This window comes from Bradyrhizobium sp. LB13.1 (assembly GCF_054056815.1).
Genome location: NZ_JBSRYQ010000001.1, coordinates 6824228 through 6840718, shown reverse-complemented (window position 1 = coordinate 6840718; position 16491 = coordinate 6824228). Strand labels below are relative to the sequence as shown.

Genomic DNA, 16491 nt, shown 5'->3' with positions numbered 1-16491 from the left:
CGCGCCAGCGCCTTCCGGCTCTTGCATTCGGGAACTGCGGCCATATGTTGCGCAGATGAGGAAGCTGTCACTCGTCGAAGACCAGGCCATCCAGGCGCGCATCGCGTTCGTCGCGGGCGCCGAAACGTTCGATCGCCTCTTCGCCGGCATCCGGTTCGACGAAATCGACGGCAATCTGCTGTTTGCCGTTGCGCGCAACGAAGACTGTGCGGCCGAGATCGAGGACGAGTTCTCGCATCACCTTGCCGTGGTCGCGACCCAGATCCTGGCGCAGAGCGTCGACGTGGTCGTGGTGCTGCCGAAGGTCCTGCAATAGCTTTCTGCCCGCAGGCCGCTTGCCTTCGCCCTGTCTCTCCGCTTTTCAACGCAATTGCAAAATTGTAATGACGTCATTGGGCGCTCAGGCCCGAGGTGCGTTATCGACGGAGCTCGACGAAGGGCTCGTCGACGCTCGCCTCTATTTGCGAAACAACATTGGATACAAATTGGCGCCCACCAGGAAAGCCCGGGCCACGACCGGCGCGATAAAGACAAAAAGCCGGAGCTCAAAGAGCCAGAGCTCAAAAAGCAAAGGCTCGAAGAGCCAAAGCTTAAAAAGTAGCGGCTTAAAAGCTGACGGCTCAAAAAGTGGCGGCTCAAAAAGCAAGAGCTCGGGAAGCAAGAGCTCAAAAAGCAAGAGCGCCTCGCGTTCCGCGGTCGCCTCCTCATCGCCGCTCGGTATGCTGGCGCTGCATCTGCTCGAGCAATGGGAAAAATCCGGCCGCGACGGCCTCGTCTTCCTCTGCGACGACGAGAGCAGGGCGGAGCGGCTGGGCGGCGTGATCCACGCGCTCGATCCCTTGGTCGAAGTGCTGGTGTTTCCGCGCCTGAACACGCTGCCCTTCGACGGCCTCGAGCCGTCCCGCGAGATCGCGGGCCGGCGCAGCGCGGTGCTGCGGCGCCTCGCCAAGGCCAAGAAGCCGGTCTTCCTGGTGTCCACCGCGGAAGCCATCATGGAACGGCTGCCGCTGCCGGCGAGCTGGTCGCGGTCGAGCCTCACGCTGAAGGTGGGCGCGCCCTATTCGGGGCCCGAGCTGGAGAGCCGGCTGGAAGCGCTCGGCTACGATCTCGACGAAGAGGCGGAGTATCCTGGGGGCGTCCTGTTCCACGGCAAGACGTTCGAAGTATTTCCCGCCGGCGCACTTGCGCCCTTCAGGATCGAGCATTCCGGCGAGACGATCCGCAAGATCGTCGCCGTCGATCCGGTCGAGCACGAGGTCGTCTACGAGACCAAGGAATTGACCATCGACCCCATGTCCGAACGGATCGCGCTGGGAGCTACGCGCGGACAGCGGGCGACGCTGCCGGATTATTGCGGTCGCGCGCGATGGATCGTGGATGCCGGGGTGTCGGCCCATGCCGATAGCTGGCTCGGCACGATCGAGGAGGCCGCCGGCCGCAGAGATGCGGAGCGCGAATATCTGGGGCAGGCGGACTGGAAGCGGCTGAAGAAGAGCTTCAGCGTGCTGCCGCGCAAGGCCGCCTTCATCTCGACGCCGGAGTTCTCGAAGCTCGCCGCGCCGCGCAAGGCACTTCGCGCTTTCGTCGCCGACATGCAGCGCGGTGGATCGCGGCTGCTGTTCGTCGCGGCGGTCGAGGATGACCTTCGCGCGATGGAGCGCATGAGCGGCATCAAGGCGGAGCGCCATGCCGATTGGAGCGAAGTGTCGAAGGGACGGAGCCGCGAAGCCGCGCTGCTGGCCGATTTCGACGCGGGGTTCATTGGCGCGGGCCGCAAGCCGCTTGTCGTCGTGACCGCGTCCGACGTGCTCGGCAGCCGGGCCCATCATCCGCAGCCGATGGCGCGCTCGTGGAATCCGGCGTTCGATCATCCTGACGTGCCCGAGAAGGGCGCCGCCATCGTCCATCTGCAACGCGGGCTCGCCGTGCTCGACGGCTTGCAGACCCTCGACATGGGACGGGGATCGCGGCGCGAGATGGTCCGGCTCGCCTTTGCGGGCGACAATGCCGTGCTGGTGCCGCCGTCCGATCTTGCCGTGATCTGGCCGTATGCCGGCGAGCCCGGCAAGCTGACGCTGGACAAGGCGGACGGCAGCAGTTGGTGGGCGCGGCGCACCGAGGCGGAGGCGGAAATCCAGGTGGCCGCCAAGGCCCTCGCCAAACACATCAGCCAGCGCCGCCGCCGCCGTGCACCCAAACTGGTGCCGCTGGGGGCGAACTACGAAAAATTCGTCGCGCGTTTCCCCTATTTCACGACGATCGATCAGGCCAAGGCGATTCAGGACGTCCTCGACGATCTGGCGTCGGGCCATCCCATGGACAGGGTGATCTGCGGCGACGTTGGATTCGGCAAGACCGAGGTGGCGCTGCGCGCAGCGGCGGCGGTGGCGCTGTCGGGCAAGCAGGTGGCGATTGCGGCGCCGACGACCGTGCTGGCACGGCAGCATGTCGAAACCTTCCGCAAACGGTTCGGCCCGCTCGGGATCGAGGTGGGAAGCCTGTCGCGGGCCAGTTCAGGCCCGGAGACGCGGGAGACGAAGGAAGGGCTGCGGCGTGGCAGGCTGAAAGTCGTGGTCGGCACGCAGGCTCTCGCGGCAAAGGACGTGAAGTTCGCCGATCTTGGCCTCGTCATCATCGACGAAGAGCAGCATTTCGGCGCGGCGGAGAAGACGAAGCTTTCAGGACTGGCAAAGGGTGCTCATTCGCTCTGGATGAGCGCCACGCCGATCCCGCGCACGCTCGCTGCGGGTCTTGCCGGCTTCAGGGATCTCAGCGTGATCGCCTCGCCGCCGGTTCATCGCCTTCCCATCGTGACCAGGATCGCGCCGCTTTCGGAAGCCGCCATTGCCGCGGCGCTGCTGCGCGAGCGCAGGCGGAACGGACAGAGCTTCCTGATCTGTCCGCGCATCCAGGATCTGGAGCCGATGCTGGCGCGGGTGCAATCGGTGGCGCCGGAGCTGCGCATCGTCTGTCTGCACGGCAGATTGCCCGTCGAGGAGATCGACGACCGGATGATGAGTTTCGTCGACGGCGAAGCGGATGTGCTGCTGGCGACCAAATATCGTGGAAAGCGGCCTCGACATACCGCGCGCCAACACCATCGTGGTGTGCTGGCCCGAAAAGTTCGGCCTGGCACAGCTGCATCAGCTCAGGGGGCGGGTGGGACGCGGCGGCACGCGCGCGTTTGCCCATCTGCTAACGGAATCGACTTCGCAACAGTCCGAAAAGCGTCTGGCGGTGCTGGAGGAGTTCAGCAAGCCGGGTGCCGGCTTTGCGATCAGCGAGCGCGACCTCGACCTCAGGGGCGCCGGCGATCTGTTCTCGGAACAGCAGTCCGGGCACGTCCAGGTGTTCGGACCCGTGCTCTACAGTCATCTTCTGAAGCTGGCCTCCGAGCGCGGGAGCGACACCGGCGCCGATCTGTGGGTCCCCGATCTCAATATGCCGCTGGCCGACATGCTGCCTGAAGGCTACGTGCAATCGGAAGCGGTCCGGCTCGAGATCTATGGCCGCGCAGCCCGGTGCCGCGGCGACGACGATCTGGAAGATCTGGAGGAGGAGATCTCGCGCCGTTTCGGCAGACTGCCGCCGGAGGCTCGCGACTTCTTCGCATCCGCCAGACTCCGGATCGATTGCAAGCGGCGCGGCATCGTCAGGCTCGATGTCGGGCCCGAGGCCGTCGCCGCGACGTTCCTGCCGGGGCGGCTGCGGAAATCCAGGGCGAAGTCGAAGGCGGGATCGCTCCAGCGCGACGGCGACCGCGTCGTCTATTCCGGTCGCCGCGACCAGGACCCGTTCAGCCGCGTCGAGGAATTCCTCGAACTCCTCGACGCCTAGGGATTATTCGGTCTGCTCGACCGTCGCCGGCATTTTCGCCACCGACATCAGCGAGCGGGCAACCTGGTTGAGGAGCTGGTCGGCGTTCTCCTCCTCGGCGAGCGATTTCGACAGCAGGCTGACGATGGCACTGTGCCGAAGTTGCTGGGCGAGGTTGCGCGCCGTGCTATAGCCCGCGATCTCGTAATGCTCGACGCGTTGTGCCGCGCCGATCAGGGCGAGGTCGGCCGCCGCGTCCTCCTTGTCCTCGCCCTCGGCCATGATCTCCTGGCCCTCCTCGACGAGGCCCATCATCCCCTTGCAGGGCTTGGCGCGGGCGGATTTGCCGAGCATTTCGAAGCATTCGTTGATGCGCTCGACCTGCGCTTCGGTCTCCGCGAGGTGGTGCTCGAACAGCTCGCGCAACTGGTCGAAGCGGGCAGCCTCCGCCATCTTGGGAAGCGCCTTGGTCAACTGCTTCTCGGCATGCAGGATATCGCGCAGCTCGTTGATAAGCAGATCACCGAGACCAGCTTCGTCCGCCGGCGGCGAGCTCTCCGTTACGATGGCGGTGGCCGGACCCGGCTCGCCCGCCTGGATCGCCGGCGAGTCCGTGAAGACCCAGTCGCCGCCCTCGTTCCACGGTCCGCGCGTGTCGATCTCGCCATGGTCGCCTGCGCCGGTGGAATCGTTGAAGAACTGGTCGACGAGGCCGGGCGTCGGCGCGACGCGGCCGATGCTGAACGCCGGCTTGCCCATGCTTTCGAGCGCCAGCGCGAACGCCTTCATGTGCGTGATCTCGCGGGTCATCAGGAATTGCAGCGCGTCCTTGCTGCCGGCGTCATCGCAGAAATTGATCAGCCGCTCGTAGACGATCTTGGCCCGCGCCTCCGCGGCGATGTTGCTGCGCAGATCGACGTCGAGCTCGCCGGTAATCTTGAGGTAGTCGGCGGTCCAGGCATTTCCCTGGGAGTTGAAGAGATTGACTCCGCCCCCGCCCGCGATCGCGATCAGGGGATCGGCTTCGGCCGCCTGGCGGTCGAACTTCGACGGCTTGAGATGCATCCGCGCCAGCGTGCCGACCACTTCCAGATGGCTGAGCTCCTCGGTACCGATGTCCATCAGCAGGTCCTTGCGATCGGGATCTTCGCAGTTCAACCCCTGTATCGAGTACTGCATGGCGGCGGCAAGTTCGCCATTGGCGCCGCCGAACTGCTCAAGCAGCATGTTGCCAAAGCGGGGATCCGGCTCGTCCACCCGAACGGTGAACATCAGCTTCTTGACGTGGTGATACATGGGGGGACTTTCGGGTTCGAAGGACAGGAGAAGAAGATGCTTTGCGAACGGGCGGCTTCAAGGTTCGTTCCTATCGAGACGATCTGCGCCGGTGGTGTCAGGCGCAGATCGTTCGATGTCGTTGGCGGCAGGATTGCGCGCGCTTTCTCAGCGCTGATCCGGACGCTTGGCGGGCGGCCCGCTCTTGTTGCCCGGTGCGCCCTGAATATTCGACGGGTCCTGCGATTGCACGGCGGGGTTGCCGGTGGCGTTCGTCGAACTCGATCCGACGGTTTCACCGGGCTTGGCGGCCGGACCGTTCTTGTTGCCGGGCTGTCCGGCAATGCCGGCCCCTGAATTCTGCGCGCTCGGCGCGGACGATACGTCAGGCTTGCTGGACTGCGCCCAGGCTGCTGCGGGCAGCGCAAGGGCAGCGAGGATAACGGCACCTGTGAACTTCATCTCGGTGTTCTCCAACTGATGCCCCGTCTGCTCGAACGCCTCCGACCTGCGTGCGTTCCTGTTGGCGTCAGCTCGAAGCGTCGGCTCGCCCCATCATGGCGAACTATCCGGGCAGCGGCGCCTCCACGACGTCCAGCAGCGCTCCGACGCCTTGTCGCAGGCGACGCGTGGCGACGGTCTCGGTAGCGAGGCCGAACACCACGAGAGATCGCCCGGTCATTGCATAAGCGTGCCCGAACTCGAACGCGGGCATCTGCCCGTCCGGTTGATTGGTGTCGATCAACCCGAGCCAGTTGCGTCCCTCGGCGACGGCGGGCAAGGTGAAATTCACGACGTCGTAATGGGCGTTGTAGATCAGCATCATGGTCGCATCCGAGCCGCGGCGCTTGATCCCGGTCTCCTGGGCGCGGCCGTCGAGCAGCAGAGCGAAGCATTTGGCGTTGCCGTCCTGCCACTGCTCCGTCGTCATTTCCTCTCCGGACGGCGCGAGCCACGTCACGTCCTTGAACGTCCAGCTCCTCGTTGTGGGAACCGACCAGGAAGCGGCTGCGGTAGAGAATGGGAAATGCCTTGCGCGTGGCGATCAGCTTGCGCGTGAATTCGCGCAGGCTGCGGCCGTTCGCGGTGATGCCCATCCAGCCGAGCCAGGCGGTCTCGTTGTCCTGGGCATAGGCATTGTTGTTGCCGTTCTGAGTATGTCCGAATTCGTCGCCGGCAAGCAGCATCGGCGTGCCGTGAGACAACAGCATGGTCGCCAGCAGATTGCGCTTCTGGCGCTCGCGTAGCGCCGTGATTTCCGGATCGTCCGTCGGCCCCTCGGCGCCGCAGTTCCAGGAATGATTGTTGCTGTGGCCGTCGCGATTGTCCTCGCCATTCGCCTCGTTGTGCTTGTCGTTGTACGAGACGAGATCGTTGAGATTGAAGCCGTCATGGGCCGTGACGAAGTTGACGCTGGCCCACGGCCGGCGCCCGCGCTTGTTGAAGAGATCGCCGGATCCCGACACGCGCTTGGCGAAGTCCGCGATCGATCCTTCTTCGCCCTTCCAGAAGGCGCGCACGGTGTCCCTGAACTTGTCGTTCCACTCCGCCCATCCTGGCGGAAACTGACCGACCTGGTAGCCGCCCGGACCGATGTCCCAGGGTTCGGCGATCAGCTTGACGCTGGAGAGCACGGGGTCCTGGCGGCAGGCATCGAGGAAGCCGCCGCCTTCGTCGAAACCGTAGGGCTCTCGTGCCAGGATGGTGGCGAGGTCGAAGCGGAAGCCGTCGACCCGCATCTCGGTCGCCCAGTAGCGCAGGGAATCCGCGACCAGTTGAAGCACGCGCGGGTGTGACAGGTTCACCGTGTTCCCGGTGCCGGTGTCGTTGATGTAGTGGCGCGGCGTGTCCGGCAGCAGGCGGTAATAGCTGGCGTTGTCGATGCCCTTGAAAGACAGGGTCGGGCCGAGCTCGTTCCCTTCCGCGGTGTGATTGTAGACGACGTCGAGGATGACCTCGATCCCGTGGGCGTGGAACTGGTTGACCATGGCCTTGAATTCGTTCGCCAGCGGCGTCTTGAGGTAACGCGGCTCCGGCGCGAAGAAGGCGAGGGAGTTGTAGCCCCAGTAATTGCGCAATCCCTTCTCGACCAGATAGCTGTCGTCGACGAAGGCATGGATCGGCAACAGCTCCGCACTGGTGATGCCGAGCGATCGCAGATAGGCCGGAACCTCCGCATGCGCGAGGCCGGAGAACGTGCCCCGGTCTGCGTCGGGCACCAGCGGATGCAGCTGGGTAAAACCCTTGACGTGCATCTCGTAGACGATCGTCCGCTCCCACGGCACTTCCGGCTTGCGGGCGGCGCCCCAGGTGAAGGCCGGGTCGATGACGCGGCATTTCTGCATCAAGGGCGCGCTGTCGCGTTCGTCGTAGGAGAGATCCTTGTCGGCATGGTCGAGCTGGTAGCCGAACAGCTCCGGTCCCCAGCGCAACCGGCCGACCAGTTGCTTGGCGTAGGGATCGAGCACGAGCTTGTTGGGATTGAAGCGGTGTCCCGCGTCGGGTTCGTAGGGGCCATGGACGCGGTAGCCGTAGACGGTACCGGGACGGGCTGCGGGCAAATAGCCGTGCCAGACTTCGTCGGTATATTCGGGGAGCTCTATCCGCTCCAATTCAGTCTCACCGTTATCGTCGAACAGGCAGAGTTCGACCTTGGTGGCATGGGCCGAAAACAGCGCGAAATTGACGCCAAGTCCGTCCCAGGTGGCGCCGAGCGGAAACGGCTTGCCCTCGGTGATCCGGGAGCGGCGCAGGCTCGAGGCCGCCCGCGTCAGAGCGTCGTCCGAATGTATTTGTTGATCCATCGTTCCCCCGAATAGCCGTTCAAGAAACTGGTTCAGTCGCCGTTATTTCGGCTGTCGCCTGCTCGCCGACGGCCGCCGCAGCGATCACGGTGCCAGGAGGAACATCGTCCGGCTTGGGCAGTGTGGTTGCCCTTTGCTGCGCCGCCTCCTTGCTGATCGCCGCAATCGAGTTGCCGATCCGGTCGACGATGCTGGTCAGCTCCGAATCCGACAGCCCAAGACGCTTTCTGACGAGCCGCACTTGAGTACGGTCGGCCAGGTCGAGTTTGTTGCGGATCGGCTGTGGCTTCGAGCGGCGCATGGCGAAAACTCCTGTGTAGAGTTGCAACCGTCCCTCAGGCGATTCCGTTCCTTGCTTGTCTTGCGGTTGCCCGCCTGGATCGAAAATTTGTAGATGGCTGCGTACGACCTGGCCGACTGTGGCCAACTGAAGGCCTGCGCCATGGCAGCGCGGCGCATGTGATCGAGGCGGCCCCTCTCGATCGCGAGATCGACCCCCTTCTGGTGCACCAGGGGCGACATCATCGTGCGGCTTGGCCAAGAGGCATGATGGGACGGCGAGGAACGCTTCCGACGGCTTTCCGTTAGCGGAGCAAATTCCTGGAGCCGCTCCATGACCGAATATCCAAAGCCGCCGTTTCCTCCGCAGCAGCAATCGATGCCCGGTTCGACGCGCGCGATGAATCCTCGACCGGATCACGGCGAGGAAAGTTACAAGGGCGCGGCGCGCCTGGCCGGAAAAAGGGCGATCATCACCGGCGGCGACAGCGGCATCGGCCGCGCGGTCGCGATCGCCTATGCCCGGGAAGGCGCGGACATCGTCATCGCCTATTTGAACGAGGACGAGGATGCCGCCGAGGTCAAGGCGCTGGTGGAGCGCGAGGGACGCAAGATCGTCCTGATCCCCGGCGACATACGCAATCCCGATCATTGCCGCGCGATCGTCCGGCGCACCGTCGAGGAGCTCGGCGGAATAGACATCCTCGTCAACAACGCGGCCCATCAGGCCACGTTCAAGGACGTCGCTGACATCAGCGACGAGGAATGGCAGCGGACGTTCGAGACCAACATCCACGCCATGTTCTATCTCACCAAGGCTGCGATCCCCCACATGCGCCCGGGAGCGGCGATCATCAACACCGCGTCGGTGAATTCCGACATGCCGAATCCGACCCTGCTGGCTTATGCCACAACCAAGGGTGCCATTCAGAACTTTACCGGTGGGCTCGCCCAGATGCTGGCGACGAAGGGCATTCGGGCCAACGCGGTCGCCCCGGGTCCGATCTGGACGCCGCTCATTCCGTCGACCATGCCGGAAGACACCGTCAAGAATTTCGGCAAGCAGGTGCCGATGCAGCGGGCCGGGCAGCCGGCCGAGCTCGCGACCGCCTATGTCATGCTTGCCGATCCGCTCTCGAGCTACACATCAGGAGCGACCCTGGCGGTCACGGGTGGGAAACCGTTCATCTGACTGAAGACTCATCTGCGCGCCATGAGAACGGTGTTGGCAGCTTTCGCTTCGTTCAAATTGGTCGTGAGGAAGCGCACGATGTGGTCGTGCCCAAGTTCCTCCGCCCAGGCGATCAGCATGCCGTAGCGACACTCGTAATGCTCCACGAACTGGAACGCCGCACGGCCGCGGCTGTTCCATTTCCGTGCGCAGATCAGGAGAACCGAATGAGTGATGCAGCAGATCATCTCGCGAACCTGCTCGGACGGGCGGCGATGGACGTGTGGGGCGACATGCCTCGCGACATCCAGGAAGCGCTGTTCGAGACCGCCATGAAGGGACGGGCTGCTGAGCGGGAAGAGCTCGCGCGACTGCTGCATGAGCGGCATCCCCGTACGCTTCATCCGGCGCGGCCGGGCTGACGCGGCGGCGGGAACGATCGCGCGAGAAGCCGATTGGTAAATGGGCGATGCGCTGCGAACGGCTTTGGAAGAAACCCGCGGACCGCGTCGTTCAACTTGAGTCGAATCTGTGGGTCGATTGACGTGACTGAGATGATCATCGGAAAATGGTACGACCCGATCTCGCAGCGATGGATCGTGCCTCGCGAGGCCCGTCCGGTGGCGGCCTATTCGCAGTCCGGCGCGGAGAAGGGGCTGGACAGCCGCAAGTCGGGCGAGGCGGAACGGATCTGGGACCTGTTGGTCGATTGCTGCGCAAATGGTTCAAGTGGTTGATGCCACGCCGATCGCCACCTTCGCCCCAATGCGAGGGCCTGGCCGGATTTGTTCACATGTGAACAGAAGTGCCGGCAGGGATTGAGCTGGTGGGCCCGAGCCGGAGATTGAGCGTTCAGCCTGCCCGGCGTCAGTTGCGGTACCAACTCGCCAGATTCCACGTCGTGACGTCCCACCCTGACATGTCGACCATGAGGTTGTTGACACCTGCATTGACGATGTTGCGGGATAGAAGCGGCAGAAACACGTTGGCCTCGCAAAAAGTTTCGTCGACCTTGATCAGCAGTGCGGCGCGCTTGACCGGATCAAGCTCGTTCTGGGCCGCCTTGTAGGCCTTGTCAGCCTGGGGATCGGACCAGCGCGAGACGTTGCGGCCCAGCCATTTGTTGTCCTTGTTGGAGATCTCCCAGGAGACGCACTGGTTCAGGAACCGCTCCGGGTCGGGCTGCGGCTGCGTGGTGTTGTACATCTCCATGTCGGCATAGAACTTCGAGTAGGTGTCGGGGTTGCCGACGTCCGACGAGAAGAACACCGAAGGGGTGACCGACTTGAGCTCGATCTCGATGCCCGCCTTCTGGCAAGCCTGCTTGATGATGGCCTGCGTCTTCTGGCGCGGCGCATTGGTCGAGGTCTGGAAGACGAATTTCAGCTTCTTGCCGTCTTTCTCGCGGATGCCGTCCGCGCCCTTGGCCCAGCCGGCTTCATCGAGGACCTTGTTGGCCTTGTCGACGTCGAACTCGTATTTCAGCTTGGCTGACTTGAACTGTTTGGGTGCGTTGACGAAGCTCGCGGTGGCGACGCCGCCGCGGCCGTAAATGAACTTCTGGATCGACTCGCGGTCGATCAGCAGGTTGATCGCCCGGCGAACGGCGGGATCGGACAGCGTCGGGTGCTTGGTCTTGACGCTGGAGCGCTCGCCGTCGACTTCGGTCCACGGGTCCGTCGTGTTGAGGACGATGAACTCGACGTTGCCGGAGGGCGTGACGTCGAGCTTGCCCTTCCCGCTTGCCTCCATGCGCTTGAGGACCTCCTCCTCGACCTGCATGTTCCAGGCATAGTCGTATTCGCCGGTCTGGAGCACGGCGCGCGCCGCGGAGACCGCATCGCCGCCGCCCTTGATTTCGAGCGTGTCGAAATGCGGCTGGTTCTTGACGTGATAGTCGGGATTGCGTTCGGCCCTGATCAGGTCGCCGGGCTTGAACTCGACGAATTTGTAGGGACCGGTGCCGACCGGCTTCAGGTTGCCGGGCGCCTCGCGCGACTTGGCGCCGGCATAGTCGCCGAAATGGTGCTTGGGCAGGATCGGACCGACCGAGCCGACGAAGGGGTCGGCCCAGAACGGCGTCGGGCTCTTGAAGATCACTTTGACGGTGTGGTCGTCGATCTTCTCGACCTTGATGTCCTTGTAGGATCCCGTGGTGTACGCCGCGGTCGCGAGGTCCGCGGCGTATTGCCAGGTAAAGACGACGTCGTCGGCGGTGAACGGCTTGCCGTCATGCCATCTCACGCCCTGCTTCAGCTTCCAGATCACGCTCATGCCGTCCGCCGCGAGGCTGCCGTTCTGCTTGCTCGGGACCTCGGCGGCGAGGCAGGGGAACAGGTTGCCGTCCTTGTCCCAGCCGGCAAGCGGCTCGAAGAACACGCGCGAGGCGATCTGGTCCTTGGTGCCCAGCGCGAAATGCGGATTGAGCAGCGTAGGAGCCTGCCAGAGCAGGATCTTGAGCGGGCCACCGCCGCCGGCCTTGGTCGGCTTGTAGGGCAGCGTGGCGTCCGCCATCGCCACGTCGTTCCAGAGCAGGATCTGGCTTGCGACCGGCGCTGCGATCCCGATCGCAGCCATCGTCTGCATGAACGAGCGTCGCGACAGGGTGCCCTGCTTCACCTCCGCGATGGACTTGCGGATTTCGTTCTCGTTCATCGGTTGAGCTCCACCTGCACATTGCCACCGGCCAAAGCCCATCATGTTTCATCAGGGCCGGGGCGGCAATGCCGGCAAGAGAGCAAAGTCCTGCGGCGAAATGACGAGGGTGGAGATGGGCAGTTTCTGCCGGGACAGATTTGCCGGCGTGACGAACCTGCCATCAGGAATTAGCGATAAGCCCTTGATGGCAATAACGCTCTCATCTGGCATGCTCGTTGCACGCAGAACGTGCGTTTGCAATGGAGTGGAGTTTGGTATGAGCGTCAGCAGTATGAGCAGCATCGGTGGTGGAAGCGCGGCGGGTTCGCCTTCGTCCACCGGGCAGGCGAAATCGGCCGATTCACAAGATGGAGTCTCGATGTTCGCGTCCCTGCTGAACGATGGCACGCCCTACGACGAGGTCAAGGTGAGCTTGCCGAACGGCATGTCGATCGGCATCGTCCACTTCGGCGGCGGTGGCTTCGACAGCAGCGCGCTCAAATCCATCGAGGATTTCGTGCAGAGGCTCGCGAGCCAGCAGATTTCAGGAACCTCGACATCCGGCGCTGATCAAGCGCAGAATGCCGATCAAGCGCAGAATAACGACACGCCCGACACTGCGGGGCTCGACAAGGTCCATGTCGATCTTCCGAATGGAATCTCGTTCGAGGTGCTGCATTCCTCCGGTGGTCATGCAACGGACAGTGCCGCCGTCATGAAAGAGCTCACCGAGGCGGCCGAGGAACTCGCCGAATCCCTGTCGCATTACTCACCGGCGTCGGCCGCAGCGTCCGCCTATGCCGCGCAGGCAGTGTCATCCGGCCGCAACGGCCAGGTGGACGCGAGGAGCTGAGTGCGAATAGCGGTAACTGGACCGCCGCCTGAGAGACCCAGGCGGCGATCCGGTGCGAGCTCAGGTGAACTTGGGGAAGTTCCAAGGCCGCGCCGGAACGCTAACCCGGTCGCCGCGGGCACATGTTGCTCCAGCCGGAGATTGATTGCAGCCGCCAGGAAATTGCCACACATGCTCCCTCCGAGAGCCGACATGCATCAGCGCCCGTTCGCAAGGGCCAGCGCGGCATCCACTGCATTCTCCAGAATCTCCTCCGACAATTGCCTGTCGCTCACCGCGCGCGACAATTGCAGCGCGCCGACCATGGTGGCGTAGACCGAAATCGCGCGTCGCCGACGCTCCGCAGCCGAGCCATCCGGCATCCGCGCGGCCATCAGCGCGATGAGATCGGCCGTCTTTCCGGTAAAGGTGTCGCGCGTCGCCTTCGGATGCCGCGCGATCTCGGAAACCAACGCTGCGGTCGGGCAGCCAGTCGCCGCGCGGTCGCGATGCCTGGGGGAGAGATAGTCGCGGATCGTGGTCTCCAGCGCGACGCCGTTTGCGAGATTGTCCTTGTGCCTCTGCTCGCGCCGCTCCAGCGCCTCACACAGCACCGCGCGCACCAGATCCTCCTTGGAGGCGAAATGCGTATAGAAGGCGCCGTTGGTCAGGCCGGCCTCCGCCATGATGCCGGCGAGGCCGACCGCGGCGATGCCGCTCTCCCGAAACTGCGACGAGGCGACGTCGATGATGTGCCGCCGTGTGGTGTCCCTGTGTCCCTTGTCGTAGCGCGCCAATCCCGCCTCCTCGCGACCTGGCCATCGCCCGGCCACAAGATCGTGAGGCGCGGCCTATTGCATTACGATCATAATAATACATTATGTGTGTAATGCAATAGGCGGCCGTCCGGCGGTCCGTGACGTACAGGATCAAACCCATGTCAGTCGAGGATGCCGCCGCGCCGGCCTTGTCAGCCACGCAAGCCGTGGCCCGCACCGCGGCTCCGCTCCGCCGGGAGTTCGCGCCCGTCCCAAGCGCGGCGGCAACAGAGAGCGCTGCGGCAACCGAAGGCGCCGCCGAGCAGAAGCGTGTCGCGCTGCTGATGGCGCCGATCCTGCCGACGCTGCTCAAACTCGCCCTGCCGACCGTGACGGTCCTGGTGGCGCAAACCGCGGTCAACATCGCGGAAGCCTATTATGTCGGCTTCCTCGGCACCGATGCGCTCGCCGGCGCCGCGCTGGTGTTCCCGATCTTCATGCTGATGACCATGATGTCGAATGGCGGCTTCGGTAGCGGCGTTGCCTCCTCGGTTGCGCGCGCGGTCGGTGCCGGCCGACGCGACGACGCCGAGGCCGCGTTGTTTCACGCCGTGGTGCTCGCGATCATTGCCGGCGGCGTGTTCACGCTCGGCGTCATCGTCGGCGGACCGCATCTGTATCGCGCCCTCGGCGGCGCGGGCGATGCGCTCGCAGCTGCCACCGCCTATTCCAACTACCTCTTTGCCGGCGCCATCCCGGTGTGGATCGTCAATCTTCAGGCCGCGGCGTTGCGCGGCGCCGGCAACGTCAAGGTGCCCGCGCTGGTGACGCTGGTCGGCGCGATCGTGACCATTCCGGTCTCGCCGGCTCTGATCTTCGGGTTCGGGCCGATCCCGCGGCTCGGCATCGGCGGCGCCGGCATCGCCTTCGGCCTCTATTATGGCGCGGCGATGCTGTTCCTGCTCCGCTACATGTTGTCGGGCAAGTCCGGTCTGCGACTGCACATCGTGCCCTTGCGCGCAAAAATCTTCGGCGACATGCTGAAGGTCGGCATCCCCACCGCCTTCAACGCGGTGCTGACCAATCTCACCGTCATCCTCGTCACCGGCGCGGTCGGCCTGTTCGGCACCTCGGCGCTTGCCGGCTACGGCATCGCCTCGCGACTCGACTACATCATGATCCCGCTGCTGTTCGGCATCAGCACGGCGACGCTGACCATGGTCGGCGTCAACATGGGCGCGGGGCAAACGGCGCGGGCGCGGAAGATCGGCTGGGTCAGCGGCATTGTCGGCATGATCATGACCGGCGCGATCGGCCTGTTGGTGGCGATCTTCCCGACCTCGTGGCTGAACCTGTTCAGCCACGATCCCGAGGTCGTGAGCGAAGGCGCGACTTACCTGCGCATCGTCGCACCTGCTTATGCAGCGCTTGGCTTCGGCTTCGTCACGTCCTTTGCCGTGCAAGGCACCGGCCGCGCCATGGGGCCGCTCGCAGGCGCGCTCATGCGGATCCTGATTGCGGCCGGCGGCGGCTGGATCGCGGTGGCGAGCTTTGGGGCGGGAATGGCGGGACTGGCCACGATGGTCACGGTGTCGCTTGCCGCCTATGCCGCGATCTGCGCCCTGATCATGCTCTCGCCGGCGACGTGGCGCTTGGAGTAAACCGGCATCACTGCAGGCCGGTAACGCCAACCGCCAGCGCCGCGAGCAGCAGCAAATTGCTCAGCAATTTGAGCGGCGTGTGTGGGAGCGCCAGCCAACGCGAGACTTTTTCGGAGAACGACAGCGCCGGGTCGGCGAACAGCGGTTCAAAGCTGTGCCTGAAGAAATGCGGAAATTCGCTTTGCCGTGATACGCCTCACGCTTGCGCAGGTGCATTCGTTCCCCACACGGCGTCGAACGGAGAAGCGTCGTCCGCGTCAGCCGGCCAATATGGATTTTCATTTCATTGATTTCGCCCCGCGGAGAAGCGAATACGGTTCCAATCATTGCCGCCGAGTTATGGAGACCAAGATGTCGTTTCGCGTCCCCCTGATCCTCGCAACCGCGATCGCGGCCTGGTCGGCTGCCGCCTCGGCCGAGACCATCAAGATCGGCGTGACACCGGGGCCGCACGCCCAGATCTTCGAGGCCGTGAAGCCGATCGCCGCCAAGCAGGGTCTCGACATCCAGCTCATCGAATTCTCTGACTACGTCGTGCCGAACGCAGCGCTCGATGCCGGCGAGATCCAGGCCAATTCGTTTCAGAACCAGCCTTATCTCGACAACCAGAAGGCCGACCGCGGCTACAAGATCGAAGCCGTCGGCCTCACCGTGAATTTCCCGATCGGCGTCTATTCGAAGAAGCACAAGGCCTTCGCCGACATCCCCGAGGGCGGCAAGGTCTCGATCCCGAACGATCCGACCAATGGCGGCCGCGTGCTGCTGCTGCTGCGCGACAAGGGCGCCATCAAGCTGAAGGACGGCACCGGCTTCAAGCCGACGGTGCTTGATATCACCGAAAATTCCAAGAAGCTGAAGTTCATCGAGGTCGACGCGGCACAGGCGCCGCGCGCGCTCGACGACGTCGACGCCGCCGCGATCAACACCAATTATGCAACCCAGGCTGGCCTCGATCCGGTCAAGGATCCGATCCTGCGCGAGGACCCGAAGGGTCCCTACGTCAACCTGATCGCCATTCGCACGGCCGACAAGGACAAGCCCTGGGTCAAGATCCTCGTGGACAGCTACCACTCGGCAGAGGTCAAGGAGTTCGTCCTGACCAAGTTCAAGGGCGCGGTGTTGCCGAGCTGGTAGGCAGTCTGCCCAGCCAGAGTCCAGCCAAAGCCCAGCTCCGGGGCGATCCCGGCGGGCAGCCTTGCGCAATGCCCGCTTGTCTGGAGCTGCGGCAACCGACATCATCGAGGCCCATTCTCGCCCG

At 64.2% G+C, this 16491-nt stretch carries 13 protein-coding genes and 3 pseudogenes; 8 read left to right on the top strand and 8 right to left on the bottom strand.

The features are described from left to right. Positions 1-55: 55 nt before the first annotated feature. Positions 56-316 carry a hypothetical protein gene (locus tag ACVWYI_RS33040; protein WP_247348440.1) on the top strand — a complete coding sequence of 87 codons (261 nt, stop codon included), beginning with the start codon at positions 56-58 and terminating at the stop codon, positions 314-316. Between the two features lie 141 nt (positions 317-457). Here ACVWYI_RS33040 and ACVWYI_RS33035 read toward each other — a convergent pair whose 3' ends face one another. Then, entirely contained in the window at positions 458-676 is a 219-nt protein-coding gene (locus ACVWYI_RS33035; protein WP_346730972.1) for a hypothetical protein, read from the bottom strand. 43 nt (positions 677-719) lie between these two features. Between ACVWYI_RS33035 and ACVWYI_RS33030 the strand changes: the two are divergent. After that, a pseudogene (locus ACVWYI_RS33030) lies at positions 720-3837 on the top strand (DEAD/DEAH box helicase). Between the two features lie 3 nt (positions 3838-3840). On the opposite strand, the gene ACVWYI_RS33025 reads toward ACVWYI_RS33030, so the two are convergent. The 4 genes and pseudogenes from ACVWYI_RS33025 to ACVWYI_RS33010 all read right to left on the bottom strand — a co-directional run bounded on the left by ACVWYI_RS33025 (position 3841) and on the right by ACVWYI_RS33010 (position 8196). After that, positions 3841-5112: a DUF892 family protein gene (locus tag ACVWYI_RS33025; protein WP_247348436.1), complete on the bottom strand. Its 1272-nt coding sequence runs from the start codon at positions 5110-5112 to the stop codon at positions 3841-3843. A gap of 147 nt (positions 5113-5259) precedes the next feature. After that, positions 5260-5553, bottom strand: coding sequence for a hypothetical protein (locus ACVWYI_RS33020; protein WP_247348503.1), 294 nt, complete (start codon positions 5551-5553; stop codon positions 5260-5262). A gap of 103 nt (positions 5554-5656) precedes the next feature. Beyond that, positions 5657-7895 (bottom strand): annotated as a pseudogene (gene glgX, locus ACVWYI_RS33015) (glycogen debranching protein GlgX). Between the two features lie 19 nt (positions 7896-7914). Next, positions 7915-8196 carry a DUF3606 domain-containing protein gene (locus tag ACVWYI_RS33010; protein ID WP_247348501.1) on the bottom strand — a complete coding sequence of 94 codons (282 nt, stop codon included), beginning with the start codon at positions 8194-8196 and terminating at the stop codon, positions 7915-7917. Positions 8197-8508: 312 nt separating this feature from the next. Here ACVWYI_RS33010 and ACVWYI_RS33005 point away from each other — a divergent pair, with 312 nt between their 5' ends. Then, a complete protein-coding gene (locus ACVWYI_RS33005) occupies positions 8509-9366 on the top strand; it encodes an SDR family oxidoreductase (RefSeq protein WP_247348430.1) in 858 nt (285 codons plus the stop codon). An 8-nt stretch (positions 9367-9374) separates the two neighbouring features. Here the strand turns inward: ACVWYI_RS33005 and ACVWYI_RS33000 are convergent. Next, positions 9375-9518, bottom strand: a pseudogene (locus ACVWYI_RS33000) (DUF892 family protein); the annotation flags it as partial. Positions 9519-9572: 54 nt separating this feature from the next. On the opposite strand from ACVWYI_RS33000, the gene ACVWYI_RS32995 reads away from it, so the two are divergent. Together ACVWYI_RS32995 and ACVWYI_RS32990 are read left to right on the top strand one after the other, a co-directional pair. Continuing rightward, positions 9573-9767 carry a hypothetical protein gene (locus ACVWYI_RS32995; protein WP_247348427.1) on the top strand — a complete coding sequence of 65 codons (195 nt, stop codon included), beginning with the start codon at positions 9573-9575 and terminating at the stop codon, positions 9765-9767. Between the two features lie 132 nt (positions 9768-9899). Beyond that, entirely contained in the window at positions 9900-10082 is a 183-nt protein-coding gene (locus ACVWYI_RS32990) for a hypothetical protein (protein ID WP_247348498.1), read from the top strand. A gap of 130 nt (positions 10083-10212) precedes the next feature. Here the strand turns inward: ACVWYI_RS32990 and ACVWYI_RS32985 are convergent, their stop codons facing one another. Continuing rightward, entirely contained in the window at positions 10213-12000 is a 1788-nt protein-coding gene (locus ACVWYI_RS32985) for a peptide ABC transporter substrate-binding protein (protein ID WP_247348424.1), read from the bottom strand. 43 nt (positions 12001-12043) lie between these two features. Here ACVWYI_RS32985 and ACVWYI_RS32980 point away from each other — a divergent pair, with 43 nt between their 5' ends. Beyond that, on the top strand, positions 12044-12835 hold the full coding sequence (locus ACVWYI_RS32980) for a hypothetical protein (protein WP_247348421.1): 792 nt from the start codon (positions 12044-12046) through the stop codon (positions 12833-12835). 197 nt (positions 12836-13032) lie between these two features. Here ACVWYI_RS32980 and ACVWYI_RS32975 read toward each other — a convergent pair whose 3' ends face one another. After that, the gene (locus ACVWYI_RS32975; protein WP_247348420.1) at positions 13033-13611 is read right to left on the bottom strand and encodes a TetR family transcriptional regulator; all 579 of its coding nucleotides are present in this window, start codon (positions 13609-13611) and stop codon (positions 13033-13035) included. 140 nt (positions 13612-13751) lie between these two features. Between ACVWYI_RS32975 and ACVWYI_RS32970 the strand changes: the two genes are divergently transcribed. After that, the gene (locus tag ACVWYI_RS32970; protein WP_247348418.1) at positions 13752-15233 is read left to right on the top strand and encodes an MATE family efflux transporter; all 1482 of its coding nucleotides are present in this window, start codon (positions 13752-13754) and stop codon (positions 15231-15233) included. Positions 15234-15572: 339 nt separating this feature from the next. After that, positions 15573-16367, top strand: a complete 795-nt coding sequence (locus ACVWYI_RS32965) for a MetQ/NlpA family ABC transporter substrate-binding protein (RefSeq protein ID WP_247348416.1) — start codon at positions 15573-15575, stop codon at positions 16365-16367. Positions 16368-16491 lie beyond the last annotated feature (124 nt).